The sequence below is a fragment of the Roseateles sp. P5_B10 genome, from assembly GCF_056400485.1.
Window position 1 is genome coordinate 1 of sequence record NZ_JBFULE010000085.1, and the last position, 13,133, is coordinate 13,133.

The window sequence follows — 13,133 nt, forward strand, 5'->3', positions numbered from 1 at the left end:
GTGCCGAACCAAGCCATGGACGCGGCCAGGAAGGCGCTGGAAGACCAGTTGGGCGTTGCCTGGCAAGTCCTAGGCGCCAAGGCCGCTTTCGAGGAAGCGGGTGGACTGCCGGCGTACTGGGCCGGCAACCACCTGCCCAGCATCGTGCGCTGGACCAGGGCAACCCAGGCGGCACTGAACGCCGCATTCAAGGCAGAGTCACCGAGACAGGCCACGATCGAAGACCTCGAGCAGTTGGACGAGGCCTGCATCGACGTCATTCCGGCCGCCCACTACGCCTACACACCCAATGAATGGCTCGTCGTGTTCACCGCGCACTTCGGCATGAGCGACCACTGCGAGTCGCACGAGCAAGCGCTGAACGCAGCGCGCCACTGGCTCACCGCCGCGCCTGGCGCATGCCCAATCGCAGCGGCCGACCAGCAGATTCGCAACGGCTACCGCGCTCGCAGCCGGGCTCTCGAATCGAGCCGAGCCACGGGTGCAAACCGGCAAAGGTCAGGGACCGAGGTGCATTGCCTCGTACCCCAATCGCACGCTCAGGGAGCGAGAACATGGAATTGAAGCTGACCGACCCCGACAGCATCATTGCCTGGTGGCAGGTTTTCCCAGAGAGGCACGACAGTTTCCTGACCTACACGGTCAAGGCCAGCCCAGAATTCGCGCCAGCGATCAGCGAGGCGCGCCGTCGCATCGCCGCTGACCCAGTGCTTGGCGGTCTGCTCAGACAGGTGGAACAGCGCACCCGGCAGCACGAAACCCGCCAAACCGATCTCAGGGAAGCGCCCAGCACCCACGAGCATCGGCACCTTGAGCTCGCGGCCTAGACTTCAAACGAACACAGCGAGGTACCGACATGGATTCCCAAGCTTCATGGCGTCAGGACTGGGAGATTGACGAGAAGGTCAACAGTGTCGAGGTGCCACTTGCCTGGCACCGATCCGGCCTGTGTTTCCAGATCGAGTACGACGACATCCTGTGGGTCCATGGCCCCGCTGACGTGTCGAGGAGCCGCGAGAAGGAGCTCATCCTGGAGATGGGCGAGTCGGCCTTCAACGCGATGAAGGCCAAGCTCGCGCGCCAGCTCCGTCAGATGTGGCGCGAACGCGGGTACACCGACTTCTCGCCGCAAAAGAGTGATGCCAGAGCTCCATGGCGCGCTGACTGGGCCATGAACGTCGACGAAAGCGCCAGGGCGCAGGCAGTGCATTCGTCCGGCCTCGGCCTGACCATCCACCCCGACATTGACATGGGCTGTGTGCCCGTATGGGAAGCAACTGAATCCCCGCATTACGCCGACGAGAGCGCTCGCCTGAAGCGCGAGATTGGCGAAGACAAGTACGCCGAGTTCCTGGCGAATCGCCGCCATGAAGCACTGGAGCTCTGGTACGGCCTCGGCTACGGGAATGGCAATGCCTTGCGGCCAACCTCTGCTCCCATGTCAGCCTCGCCCTGCCCTTCGGACGCACAGGCGCCGTACGCCCTCTGGTTTGAACTCAGCCCCTTCAGCGCGGACACCGAGCCAGCGGCTCGCGACGTCGCACGCAAGATCCTGGACCGCCACTTCGGCGCCGCCAATGTGGTAACGGCCCATCAAGCCGCGCTGGCCACCGGAAAGCGGTATGTCTGCGAGTCGGGCGCCATGCCCGAGGCGGTGCGCGCATGGCTTGCCGCGATCGGCGAGGCGTATTGGGCCGCATGGGAGGCGGCAGGACTGCCTGCCCTGACGTCAGAGCTGTCTCACGACAACCCGCAGCTCGATTGCAGCTGCGTGATGGTCGGACCCAACGGCACTCCGGAAGCCGAGCAAAAGCCGTTTGGGCTCCACAGGCGGATCTTTGACGTCTGGATCGAAGCGAGCGCCTTCGAGCCGGACGACGAGTCTTCGATTGCCGACTACGCGCGCGACGCACTCTGCACGAAGTTTGGCAGCCAGGAGGCCGTCCTCGAGGCTAAAGCCGCATGCCAGGCTGCTGGCGGCATTCACGCAGCGGAGCCGCAGCCCGATGCGGTTGTCGCGTGGCGAGCGGCCGCGCGCGAGGCCTTGGCTGAAGCGATCGAGCTCGTCACGAGATTCGACGACGAGCTGGCTGGGCGCATCCGCACTCACGCCAACTTCGAACGCTGCTTCATCGAAGTGGGGAGTCCGCGCCTGATGTCGTCGGTCTGACTGCACTCGCTGGCGCCGAGCCGCACAGCGGGCGTGCCCCGTGCTCAGCCCCAGTACTTCTCTGCCAGCAAATCGATCTCGTGCTGAACCCGGCCGGCCAAGCGCATCAATCGCTCGCGCTCAGCGGTCATCTGCTCCGTCGGGCCTGTGCCTTCGCCCTGAGCGGCGCGCCGATGGGCAGCAATGATGGCGAAGAATGCTTCTCGCTCTTCCTGGAGCGTTTGTTGCAGCAAGGCCCGTTGGATCTTGTAGGCCTGCAGTGCTTCGCCGTTCTGTGCCATGGCGCCCTCCGGTCGTGACGGTCAGCGGCGGTGCATTTTCAGTGGCGGTGCCAGGTTTACTCGACCGCCGCCACGGGTTCCGGGGCAGGTCCACCTAAAGCGCGCCGACTACAAAAGCCTTCGACCCCATCCAGCACGCCATGGCAACCATCATCAGGTTCTCTGTCATCGACACGAATCCAAGGGGCACTTGGCTATCGCCACCGACGCAAGCGCACTTGAGTTCGCGCTTGTCAACATAGACCGCTTTGAAGACAGAGGCCGCCCCGACGGTGCCGATGAACAGGGCCAACGGGGCGGAGAGCCAGGGGCCTACGCCTGCAAGCATCAGCGCACCAGCCAGCCCCTCTGCAAATGGGTAGATGTAGGCGTAGCGAACCCAACCCTGKCGAGCAGGTCGTAGTTGAGGAACATGGTGGAAAAGCTCTCGACATCCCGCAGTTTCTGAAGCGCGAGCAGGCACATCGAAATGGCGACGAAGCGCTCCACGGCTTGCACGATCAAGACGCCGTTTCTTTCGTCCCAACCTGCCGCAAGTGCCATCACTGCGGCCATGCTGAACAACGCGACGATCGGTGCGTAGCTCACGTCACCCTCGCCTTTCACCGGATCACCGAAAAAGGCCCGCAGGGCTTCATGCCCACCAATGCGCCGGCCATCAATGAAAGTCTGCGGCGTCGCCTGTACGCCGTGCAGCTTTTTGAAGGCCTCGGTTTCAGCATGGCTCGACAGGTGGTGGTGCTCCACCTCGTAGCCGTGGCGCCTCAAGAGGTCCAGTGATTTGAGGCCGAACGGGCAGACGTGTTCGGGCATCACCATTCGGTATAGCACCGCACGTTGCGTCTGGCTTGTCATCCTCATGGTCCTTCGCACGGTGAATATTCTCTGCGCGATGGTACATTTGTACCAATGTAGTTTCAGCGCCATCGCGCCCATGCTCACCACGTCGAAAGCCGCCGCACTTGCAGCGCTCACTGYGGCAGTCCTGGCCGGCGCTTGGTACGTGCGCCAGCAGAGGCAGGAGTTCCGGGGCGGTTTGGCGCCGGCTCCTGCGTCAGCGAGTTCGGCGGCGTCTGCGTCTGCTCCGGCGCCTGCAGCTTCCGTCTCGCTTGCACCTGTGGCGGCGGCCTCGGTTCCCGAGCCCTCACCAGCCGATCCGCTGCAGCTCACGGGCTTAGCAGATGCATTGATCGACCTGCTCGGCCGCAAGGCGGTTGCCAGCCAGCTCCAGGTCGACGATTTCGCGCATCGGGTGGTTGCCACGGTCGACAACATGGATCGCGAGCAGGTGTCAGCACGCCTGTGGCCCGTCAATCCAACGCTTGGCCGCTTCACCGTGCGCCAGCAGGCCGGCCACACCTACATCGATCCGGACAACGGGCTGCGATATGCGCCATTGCTGCTACTTGTCGAGACCGTCGATGCCGCCCAGTTGGCGGAGTTGTATCGCCGCATGTACCCCATGCTGCAAGACGCCTACGTCGACTTGGGATATCCCAAGGGACGGTTCAACGACCGACTTTTGGCCATCATTGACCATCTGCTCGATACGCCGGTACCTGACGGTCCGCTCGAGGTCAAGCTTCCAGCGTTCGACCCTTCCGTGCAACCACCGCGGCCATGGGTTCTGTACCAGTTTGCCGACCCCGCGCTTGAGTCGTTGTCGGCGGGCCAGAAATGGCTGCTTCGATTGGGACCCGTCAACGAGCGCCGGATGAAGATGCGCCTTGTGCACCTGAGGAAAGCTCTGCTGGCCGCCTCCGGGCAGGCCCAGTGATGCTGGCGCGAACGAAGTACATTCGGTCGGATATTTGCTTCTCTTTGCCGGGCGCTGCGTGAACCAGTCTCGCAATATTCCCGACGACGTCACACGCTTTGTGCTGACCAGCGTGCCTTCCGTGCCGCACCTCGAAGCGATGCTGCTTTTCCATCGCGAGCCTTCGTTGCGCCGTACGGTCGCCGAAGTGGCACGGGCGCTCTATCTGCAGGATCGTGCGGTCGCTGAACTGCTGCAGGCCCTTTGCAAAGCACGCATCCTCGCGTGCGAGGACGAGCACTACTGGTACGCCCCCGACGAGATGCTGGTTGACTCGGTGGCTAGGCTGGAGCAGGCCTACCGCGAGAATCTGGTGGGCGTGACCAACCTCATTCACAACGCGACCCAGAAGACCGCGATGCGTTTTGCGGACGCCTTCAAGTGGCGAAAGGACACCTGACGTGGACAAGCTGATTTACGGCCTGTGCGCCTTGACCGCGCTGACCTGCGCATTCCTGCTGTTGCGCAGCCATGCCAGGAATGGGTTCCGGATCCTGCTGTGGAGCGGCCTGTGTTTCGTCGGRCTGACGGCGAACAACGTCCTGCTGGTGCTCGATAAGACGTTGTTCGCCCACATCGATCTGTCGTCGTGGCGGCTGGTCACGGCGCTGGTGGCGATGGCGCTGCTGGTCGCGGGTCTCGTCCTTGAGGGTGATCAGTGAGTACCGAAGCACTGAATTCGTTCCTGCTTGGCGGCATCGCCGCGCTGACCTTTGTCGCGGGCTTGTTCTTCCTGCGCTACTGGCGCAGCACCCGGGACAGGTTCTTCCTGTTCTTCATGCTGTCGTTCTTCATCGAGGCCGCCAACAGGGTCCACATGGCACTGACCGCGTCATGGAACGAAGACAGCGCATCGCACTACGGCGTGCGCCTCTTGTCGTATGGGCTCATCCTGCTGGCCATCTGGGACAAGAACCGGCCGCGCGGCAAGTAACGCATCCAAAGCCTCAAGGCACGAGCACGTCGCCAGCGCGGACCCAGAAGACGACGGGGCGGGTCAGGAAGCGCGGGAGTCCTCACTGGCGCCGGCCGGCTGAGGCTGGGGCGCGAGCGGGTGTAGACGCGCCAGTTGCGCCAGCATCAAAGTACCGTACAGCGGCTGGCTGATCCAGCGGGCGACCAGCTTGGCGCCGAGCGCGGCCGCCATCAGACTGAGCACCATCGCGTGGCCGTCCACCATCTCCATGACGATGATGAAAGCCGTGAGCGGCGCCTGGGTCACTGCGGCCAGGAAGGCTGCCATGCCCAGTGCGATCAACGCGGACGAACTGTCCGCCCAGCCCGTTAACAGGGCCACGTCGTTGCCAATTCCTGCGCCAATGGCCAGCGAAGGCGCAAAGATACCGCCTGGCACCCCGGACCAAACAGCCAGCCAAGTGGCCACGAAACGCAGGGTGACGTACAGCAGCGGCATGTCGGTATGCCCTTCCAGCAGGCGCCGCGTGTAGTCGTAGCCGCTGCCGAAGCTGGTGCCGCCGCTCACCCAGCCGATCAGCGCGATAGCCAGCCCGCATGCCATCGCGAACGCCACAGGATGGCTATTGCGCCAGCGGCTGAGCCGATCCGGCGTGCCGACCAGCGAGGCATGCAGAAGTCGCGAGAACAAGCCACCCAAGGCGCCGCTGGCCAAGGTCACCAGCAGCGCGGGGAACAGGAATCCCGGCTCCAGCGGCGGCACACGAATCACGCCGAAGTAGGTCGAGTTACCGAAGGCCGACACCGCCATGAGGCCGGCCAGCACGATGGCGGCAATGATCAGGCCACTGTTGCGTTGCTCGATGCGCCGACTCAGCTCTTCAATCGCGAACATGACGCCGGCCARGGGCGCGTTGAACGCGGCTGCGATACCGGCTGCACCACCAGCGATCAGCAAGCCGTGATCGGACACGGGAGATCCTTTGGGCAACCAGCGGCGAGCGTGATGCATCACGCCGGCGGCGATCTGCACCGAAGGCCCCTCCCGCCCGCTGGCGAGCCCCGCCATCAGCCCGCCCGCGGTGAGGATTACCTTTGCCGCGCTGAGGCGCAGCGACACGAAGATGCTGCGGCCTTGCTCGTCCACTGTTGGTTCAAGCGCGGCCATCACCTGGGGGATGCCCGAGCCTGCGGCGCCAGGCACGAATCGCTGGGTCAGCCAAACCAGAAGGCCGAGGCAAAAAGGCGTCCAGATGAAGGGCAACCACCCATAAACCGCCCGGATAGCCGCAAAGCCACCCAACGCACGTTCGCACAGCCACGTGAAGCCCACCACTGACAGCCCAGCCAGGACTGCGAAGAGCAGGACGACGAACCGTCCCAGCCATTGGCGCCAGTCCGAGAAGTCGTCGCGAATCGATGCAACAACATCGGGCTGCTTCGGTTGCTGATGTCTTGGCGATGTCATGGGGCGATCGTGTCACACAACATTTGTACAAATGTATATGTTACGCTTGCGTTGCCAAATTTACGGGCCGGCACCCCCGGCTGACATCAGATGAAAACCTTCGCATCGCGCGCACTGATGTGCGCCTTTCCCCTGATCTTGGCGGCCTGTAGCAGTACCAAGCTCGTCGAGCCGCCGAAGAACGTGGCATACACGGCGCCGACGACGGCAGCGCCCGCGCCGAACGCTGCAAGCGCCCCGCCTCCTGCTGCGCCCATGCGGCCTGTGCTCGCAGCCCACCTGGATCCGAACAACGCCCTGTATCGGGATCGAAGCGTCTATTTCGAGTACGACGGCTCCGCTTTGAGGGACCAGGACAAGCATCTGATCGAGACTCATGGCAGCTATCTCGCCCGCATGCCAACGCTGCAAATCAGGATTGAGGGCAATACGGACGAACGGGGCAGCAGGGAGTACAACCTTGCGTTGGGCCAGCGTCGAGCAGAAGTGGTCAAGGCGGCGCTGATGGTGTTCGGCGTTCGTGATTCGCAAGTGGAGGCGGTGAGCCTCGGCGAGGAAAAACCTCGCGCAACGGGGCACGATGAATGGGCTTGGGCGCAGAACCGACGCGCCGACGTCGTGTACCCCTTCGCGACCAAGTAGCAGATAACGACGGTCCAAGAGCCCGCCGACCGCGTGAGCGCAGGCGGGCMAACTGGCTTGGGCACCGGCGAGGTGCCCTCTTTTTTCGCGGGTTCAGATGCTCTACGGACTGACTGCGCTGCAGGAGTTGGGTTGGCCCATCGCCGTCGCGTTGGCGTGGGTCGTCGGCGAGCTGGGGCACCGATGGACCGGGCTGCCCCGCATCAGTCTGTACGGCGTAGTCGGGTTCGCGCTGGGGCCAGCGCAGGCCGGGTTGCTGACGGCGACGACGGGCGGCACGATGATGCTGCTCGCCAACATCGCCTTCGGCCTGATCCTGTTTGAGTTCGGGTATCGCATCAACCTCAACTGGCTGCGGCACAACCCGTGGCTGGCGGCGAGCGGCCTGCTGGAGTCGGGCCTGACCTTTGCCTACGTGATGCTGCTGGCATGGCTCTGCGGGTTGCCCACGCTCACGTCGCTGCTGCTGGCTTCGCTGGCCATGTCCACCTCGCCGGCCGCAGTCATGCGCGTGATCAACGAGCAGCGCAGCTCGGGCCAGGTCACGGAACGGCTGATCCACCTGACCGGCCTGAACTGTGTGCTGGCGGTGTTCACCTTCAAGGTGGTCGTGGGTGTCTGGACTTTCCAGAGTTCAGGCAGCCTGGTGCAGGCAGCGCTGAACAGCGTTGTGCTGCTTGCTGCCTCCGTGGCGCTTGGAGCGATCTTCGGCGCCACGGTGCCGGCGTTGCTTCGTCGGCTCGGCAACCTCAGCCGCGATGCGACGGTTGCGTTCGCGATCTCGGTCATGTTGCTGGTGGCAGTCGCGCACGCGTTCAAGCTCTCGCCCGTGCTGGCAACGCTCACGTTTGGCCTGATGGCTCGCCACCGGCGCGTCACCTTCAGCGCCACGCAGCGCAACTTCGGGGCGCTCGGGGACTTGCTGACCGTGGTGCTGTTCATGTTCGTCGCCAGCACGCTGGAGTGGCACCGTGTCGTCAGCGGACTTGGACTCGGGCTGGGATTGATCGCCGTGCGGGCCTTTGCCAAGGTGATCGGCGTCACGCTGCTAGCCCGGTGGAGCGGCATCTCGGTGCGCAAGGGCATGTTGACGGGGATGGCCATGACGCCGATCTCCGTCTTCGTGATCCTGTTGCTGGAGCAGGCCCGCTACCTCGGGGTCGACCTCATCGATCAACTCGCCCCCCTGGCAGCAGCAACGTTGCTGCTCGAGTTGGCGGGGCCCATCGTGACGCAGCGGGCGCTGATCTGGGCCCGCGAAACCCCCGAATCTGCGGAGCACTGATGGCCCTGGAAGCCTTTACCAAGTCGGCCGCCTTGACCCTTGGGGTCGAGCTCGAGCTGCAGCTGGTGTCCTTGAGCGACTTCGACCTGATCGACGCGAGCCCGGACATGCTCGACCTGCTGGGCCGCGCCAAGTTCCCTGGCAACGTGGTGCCTGAGATCACCGAAAGCATGATCGAGATCTCCACAGACATCCAAACCTCGCACACGGGCTTGCTGTCCCAGTTGCGCGACATCCGCGATGCGCTGGTGCGCGCCGGCGACACCCTCAACGTCGGCGTGTGCGGAGGCGGGACACACCCCTTCCAGCAGTGGAGCCAGCGCAAGATCTACTCCAAGCCCCGCTTCAAGGAGGTCTCTGCCCTGTACGGCTACCTGGCCAAGCAGTTCACCATCTTCGGGCAACACGTTCACGTGGGCTGCACGTCCGGCGACGATGCGATGTTCCTGCTGCATTCGCTGAACCGCTACGTGCCCCACTTCATCGCGCTGTCGGCTTCGTCGCCGTTCGTGCAGGGCAAGGACACGCTGTTCAACTCGGCGCGGCTGAACTCCGTGTTCGCTTTCCCGTTGAGCGGCCGCGCGCCGTTCGTGCTGGACTGGCGCGGTTTCGAGCATGGCTACTTCGTCCACATGGAGCGCACAGGCATCGTCAAGAGCATGAAGGACWTCTACTGGGACATCCGCCCCAAGCCGGAGTTCGGCACCATCGAGCTGCGGGTCTGCGACACGCCACTGACCGTGGAGCGGGCTGCCGCGCTCGCCTGCTATCTGCAGGCACTGTGCGCCCATCTGCTGGAGCGCAGCGAGCCGCCGCCCGTGGAAGACGACTACCTGGTCTACAACTACAACCGCTTCCAGGCCTGCCGTTTCGGGCTGGATGGCACCATCGTGCACCCCAAGGGTTATGAGACGCTGTCGCTGCGCGAGGACATTCTCGCGACGCTGCGACACCTGGAGCCACATGCTGACCGGCTGGGGAGCCGCGCTGCGCTCGACCATTTGTACGAGGCCACGCACGAGGGCAGCGACGCGAGCTATCTGCGCCAGCAGCATGCAGACCGGGGCAGCCCTGAGGGCATGGTCGACGCTGCGCTTGCGCGCTTTAGAGCCCAGATGCCGCCCGAGCTGTCCTTATGATTTGCGCATGGCCAGCCGACAACCCTCCAGCCCCCTTCAGTCCGAGGGCGAAGCCCATCAGAACGATGACGCAGCGCAAGTGCTGAGGCAGTTCCGGCAGGTGCTGAGCACGGTCAAGACGCACTTTCAGCAGGTCGAGAAGAAGTCGGGGCTGGGCGGGGCGCAGGCTTGGGCGTTGAGCATCGTTCAGGAGCGACCCGGCGTAGGTGTCAGCGATCTGGCACGTGCGATGGATATCCATCAGTCCACCGCCAGCAATCTGGTGAAGGTGCTCATCGAAAAGGGGCTGGTGGGCACACGCAAGGAGAGCCTTGATCGAAGAGCCGTACAGCTTTACTTGCTGCCAGACGGAACCAAGGCTCTTCGCAAGGTGCCCGGCCCCTTTGCTGGCGTTCTACCAGGCGCTCTGCACTCACTCGACGCCCCCACATTGCGCCGCCTCAAGAAAGACCTGGCCAAGCTGATCGTGGTCCTCAACGCCGACGAGAAGGCCGGCGGGATCCCGTTGGGCGACATGTAGCTTGCAATATTCCGCTGGGATTTGGCCCCCTGTTCTTCCTCCCTGGGCAGGCGCCGACTGAGTGTCTGCGAGCATAGGTGCGGTTGATGTTCAAGGGTCCAAGGCCAACGCCGTGATGGCTGTCGCTAGTTCACCCGGCCAACTAGATTTGCGTCACGGGCTACCTTCCAGGCGCCGCCTTCTTTGCGCAGGATCGTCAGCGTGTGGCCGTCTCGTGAGGTGGGAGGCGACCCATCGGTCGAAGGAACCGTTGCAGTCATGCGAGTTCGCATGAACGCCCAATCGCCCAACACTTCTATTTCGAGGATCTCGCGCTCCACGGCAACTTTGGGCAGCTTCCCGGCTTTCGCTTCGGCGGCCTTGGCGAAATCAGTTCTTGTCATTGGCGCCTTTCCGGGCGTCAGCAATACGGCGCCGCTAGCCAAGACGCCAAGAACTCCGTTGGCGTCGCCATCGCATGTGGCCGACACCCACGTCGATACCAAGTCTCGAATCAGTTGCTCGTCTGATTGCTTCATTTCACATCCTTCCATTGCAGAAGAAGCAGCAGGGAGACCGTGCCTAGCCTCAGAACAGCAAAAAGGCGGCAGCCGCCAGAACAGTCGGGCCGAGCGCCCCCAGGAGTAACCCACCAGCGCCAATGGATTCATCCTCGAATCCCCGCTTTAGCAGTGCGACGCCGGCCGGGTTCGGCGCGTTAGCGATCACCGTCAGTCCCCCGCCGGCTACGGCGCCGGCCACCAGCATGTACTTCGCGTCCTCCGAGATGCTGGTAATGAGGGAGCCGAGATAGGTCAGCGCCGCGTTGTCGGTGATGCCGGTCAGTCCAAGCGCGCCGAAGAACAGGGCCACTGGTTCCAGCGCCGAGACGATGGGTTGCAACCACCAGCCCTGAAGACCGCCAAGCACAACCAAGCCTGCCAGGAAGAAGGCCACCAGCAGCGCCTCCTTGAGGATCAGCGGGCTTTGATGCCGTTCATAGGCCTGCGTGAAGCCGAGGAACATCAGGAAGAGGCCCAGAAACGCAACTGGATGGTGGGCGAGCAGGACGACACCAGCAAGCAACGCGAGATGCACCAACACCACCAGCAAAGGAACGACAGCTTCCGCTGGCGCCGCATCGACCGGCGCGGCGAGCAGATGCTTGCGAAGCACGAACGTCACGATGGTGGTGTTGGTGACCACGGCCACCGCCGCCTTCCAGCCGAAATGCGTGAACATGAAGGCGCTGTCCCACTGCCAGGTGCTCGCAACCATCAGCACCGGCGGCGCGGCGTAGGAGGTGAGCGTGCCGCCGATCGATACATTGACGAACAGCACGCCCAGGGACAGGTATTTCAGGCGCTCGGGCACCTCGGGACGGAAGACCTGCGGGGCAAGCATCAGCGCGGCAATGGTCATGGCCGCGGGCTCGGTGATGAGCGAGCCCAGCAGCGGCACGGCAGCCAGGCCCAGCCAGGCGCTGGTCAGCGGCGTGGGCAGCGGCAAGACCCGGGTGATGCCGTCGACCGCCCAAATGATGGTGCGCAGCACCGGCCGGGAAGCAGCCACCACCATCACCACGAAGACGAACAGCGGCTCGGTGTAGTTGCGCGATTCCGCATAGGTGAGTGCTTGACTGCCACCTTGCATCACGCCCATCGCGACAATCAGGACGATGGCCCAGAATCCGAACACCACCTCCACCTCACCGAGGAGATGGAACAGGCCTGCGTGCCTTGGGAAGCGGTGGGAAAGGCGTTCGAACTGCTTGGCTGCGAACGTATGTGCCAGGGCGAGCACGAACAGAGCAAGGGCGGTGTACTGGACGGCGTCGTCAGACATCGAGGGCATGGTCGCGGTTGATCCGCGAGGCGGCCCGACCATCGCAAACAACCTGCTGGTCCGCGGTTCGGCCCAGCACCCAGACGTGAGTGTAGCCACGGCACCAGGCCGCGCCACGGGTCCCGTTACCTGGCGGCATCGGCCCAGCGCTCGATCCAGGAGAGCGCCTGCACAACGCCAGGCTTAGCGTCCTACCGCACCGCCATCACCCGGGGTGGACCGCCGGCTGGCGCGAGTTGATAGCTTCATCAATCGCATTRCACAAGGCTATGACTTGGCGCTTCAACCTGCGTCGTGGCGATTGGCCGGCTCGGAACTTCAGGACCGACTCCGGCGTCTGCGGCTGACCATGCCCAACCCCGCCAGCGAGGTAAGGGCCATGACTAGGCTGCCCGGTTCGGGCACTGTGGTCGCCGCCGCAGCCAGATCGAATTCGGCGCCGGTGCCGTTCTTGCCGACTAGGCCTGCATAGGACGTGGTTTGCAGCAGCATGCCGCTGCGGCTGTACTGGTCGAAATACTGCGTCGGCCCCCGAACCACCCACAACGTGTTGTCAGCGTAGTCCATCGCCAATGCACCACCCACCAAATCGCTGAGGGAAGTCATCAGCCGGCCATCCATCTGATAGTTCCGCAGCTCGCCTGCGGCGCCACTCGGCGTGTTCAGGGTGGCCTGCAGCCAAAGCGTGTTGTTGGTCGGGTCGTAGGTGATGCCCGAGGCCCGGGCACCGTCGTCCAGCAGAAACAGCAAGGTCGGGTCGCCCCATTCACGGTCGAAGGAGTAGACGCCCGAGGGGTTGCCGCCAAAGCCGGCTGCGACGGCATAGTTGCGCCGGCCGTCGGTGGCACCATCGACGAGGCCCACGCTGGTCGACTGCACATAGGTCGTGCCGGTTTGCGTCAGATCGAGGTTGTAGCGGCCGCCAAAGCCACTGCCATTGCCCATGGTGCGAACGTCGCCATACACGGCGATGGGCTGTTCACAATGGTTGCAGTAGGTGGGCGCCGAACCAGTGACTGCGTCACCCTGAACCGTGTACAGGCTCTTGGATGACACATTGGTGAGGTACAGGG

At 63.8% G+C, this 13,133-nt stretch carries 18 protein-coding genes; 11 read left to right on the top strand and 7 right to left on the bottom strand.

Going from position 1 to position 13,133, the window contains the following annotated elements:
* Positions 1-15: 15 nt before the first annotated feature.
* The 3 genes from AC1DU6_RS08375 to AC1DU6_RS08385 are packed head-to-tail and all read left to right on the top strand — an operon-like array spanning position 16 to position 2,170.
* Positions 16-564, top strand: a complete 549-nt coding sequence (locus AC1DU6_RS08375; RefSeq protein WP_477856661.1) for a hypothetical protein — start codon at positions 16-18, stop codon at positions 562-564.
* Positions 555-827: a hypothetical protein gene (locus tag AC1DU6_RS08380; protein WP_477856663.1), complete on the top strand. Its 273-nt coding sequence runs from the start codon at positions 555-557 to the stop codon at positions 825-827. Before AC1DU6_RS08375 ends, AC1DU6_RS08380 begins: the two co-directional genes overlap by 10 nt.
* Positions 828-856: 29 nt before the next feature.
* Positions 857-2,170 carry a hypothetical protein gene (locus tag AC1DU6_RS08385; protein ID WP_477856665.1) on the top strand — a complete coding sequence of 438 codons (1,314 nt, stop codon included), beginning with the start codon at positions 857-859 and terminating at the stop codon, positions 2,168-2,170.
* 44 nt (positions 2,171-2,214) lie between these two features.
* On the opposite strand, the gene AC1DU6_RS08390 is transcribed toward AC1DU6_RS08385, so the two are convergent.
* The 3 genes from AC1DU6_RS08390 to AC1DU6_RS08400 form a co-directional block, all read right to left on the bottom strand.
* Positions 2,215-2,451, bottom strand: coding sequence for a hypothetical protein (locus tag AC1DU6_RS08390; RefSeq protein WP_477856666.1), 237 nt, complete (start codon positions 2,449-2,451; stop codon positions 2,215-2,217).
* A 94-nt stretch (positions 2,452-2,545) separates the two neighbouring features.
* The gene (locus AC1DU6_RS08395) at positions 2,546-2,779 is read right to left on the bottom strand and encodes a hypothetical protein (protein WP_477856667.1); all 234 of its coding nucleotides are present in this window, start codon (positions 2,777-2,779) and stop codon (positions 2,546-2,548) included.
* Positions 2,779-3,426, bottom strand: a complete 648-nt coding sequence (locus tag AC1DU6_RS08400; protein ID WP_477856669.1) for a glutaredoxin domain-containing protein — start codon at positions 3,424-3,426, stop codon at positions 2,779-2,781. The genes AC1DU6_RS08395 and AC1DU6_RS08400 overlap by 1 nt, the downstream gene beginning before the upstream one ends.
* Positions 3,427-3,637: 211 nt before the next feature.
* Here AC1DU6_RS08400 and AC1DU6_RS08405 point away from each other — a divergent pair, with 211 nt between their 5' ends.
* The 4 genes from AC1DU6_RS08405 to AC1DU6_RS08420 are packed head-to-tail and all read left to right on the top strand — an operon-like array spanning position 3,638 to position 5,201.
* Positions 3,638-4,228: a DUF3014 domain-containing protein gene (locus tag AC1DU6_RS08405; RefSeq protein WP_477856671.1), complete on the top strand. Its 591-nt coding sequence runs from the start codon at positions 3,638-3,640 to the stop codon at positions 4,226-4,228.
* A 34-nt stretch (positions 4,229-4,262) separates the two neighbouring features.
* Positions 4,263-4,667, top strand: coding sequence for a hypothetical protein (locus AC1DU6_RS08410; RefSeq protein WP_477856673.1), 405 nt, complete (start codon positions 4,263-4,265; stop codon positions 4,665-4,667).
* A gap of 1 nt (position 4,668) precedes the next feature.
* On the top strand, positions 4,669-4,929 hold the full coding sequence (locus tag AC1DU6_RS08415; protein ID WP_457323126.1) for a DUF5985 family protein: 261 nt from the start codon (positions 4,669-4,671) through the stop codon (positions 4,927-4,929).
* Complete coding sequence (locus AC1DU6_RS08420; RefSeq protein ID WP_457323127.1) at positions 4,926-5,201, top strand: DUF5985 family protein; 276 nt, start codon at positions 4,926-4,928, stop codon at positions 5,199-5,201. The genes AC1DU6_RS08415 and AC1DU6_RS08420 overlap by 4 nt, the downstream gene beginning before the upstream one ends.
* 63 nt (positions 5,202-5,264) lie before the next feature.
* On the opposite strand, the gene AC1DU6_RS08425 is transcribed toward AC1DU6_RS08420, so the two are convergent.
* Positions 5,265-6,650, bottom strand: coding sequence for a chloride channel protein (locus AC1DU6_RS08425; RefSeq protein ID WP_477856675.1), 1,386 nt, complete (start codon positions 6,648-6,650; stop codon positions 5,265-5,267).
* A 90-nt stretch (positions 6,651-6,740) separates the two neighbouring features.
* On the opposite strand from AC1DU6_RS08425, the gene pal reads away from it, so the two are divergent.
* The 4 genes from pal to AC1DU6_RS08445 all read left to right on the top strand — a co-directional run bounded on the left by pal (position 6,741) and on the right by AC1DU6_RS08445 (position 10,236).
* Entirely contained in the window at positions 6,741-7,292 is a 552-nt protein-coding gene (pal, locus tag AC1DU6_RS08430; protein ID WP_477856676.1) for a peptidoglycan-associated lipoprotein Pal, read from the top strand.
* Positions 7,293-7,389: 97 nt separating this feature from the next.
* Positions 7,390-8,577, top strand: coding sequence for a cation:proton antiporter (locus AC1DU6_RS08435; protein ID WP_477856677.1), 1,188 nt, complete (start codon positions 7,390-7,392; stop codon positions 8,575-8,577).
* Complete coding sequence (locus AC1DU6_RS08440; protein ID WP_477856679.1) at positions 8,577-9,716, top strand: YbdK family carboxylate-amine ligase; 1,140 nt, start codon at positions 8,577-8,579, stop codon at positions 9,714-9,716. The genes AC1DU6_RS08435 and AC1DU6_RS08440 overlap by 1 nt, the downstream gene beginning before the upstream one ends.
* 7 nt (positions 9,717-9,723) lie before the next feature.
* Positions 9,724-10,236, top strand: a complete 513-nt coding sequence (locus AC1DU6_RS08445; protein ID WP_477856681.1) for a MarR family winged helix-turn-helix transcriptional regulator — start codon at positions 9,724-9,726, stop codon at positions 10,234-10,236.
* 125 nt (positions 10,237-10,361) lie between these two features.
* Here the strand turns inward: AC1DU6_RS08445 and AC1DU6_RS08450 are convergent, their stop codons facing one another.
* From AC1DU6_RS08450 to AC1DU6_RS08460, 3 genes are all read right to left on the bottom strand, one after another.
* A complete protein-coding gene (locus AC1DU6_RS08450; RefSeq protein WP_457323133.1) occupies positions 10,362-10,754 on the bottom strand; it encodes a YybH family protein in 393 nt (130 codons plus the stop codon).
* A 49-nt stretch (positions 10,755-10,803) separates the two neighbouring features.
* Positions 10,804-12,060, bottom strand: a complete 1,257-nt coding sequence (locus tag AC1DU6_RS08455; protein WP_457323134.1) for a putative Na+/H+ antiporter — start codon at positions 12,058-12,060, stop codon at positions 10,804-10,806.
* A gap of 318 nt (positions 12,061-12,378) precedes the next feature.
* Positions 12,379-13,133 (bottom strand): PEP-CTERM sorting domain-containing protein (locus AC1DU6_RS08460; RefSeq protein WP_477856683.1); only part of this gene is annotated, 755 nt, incomplete at its 5' end.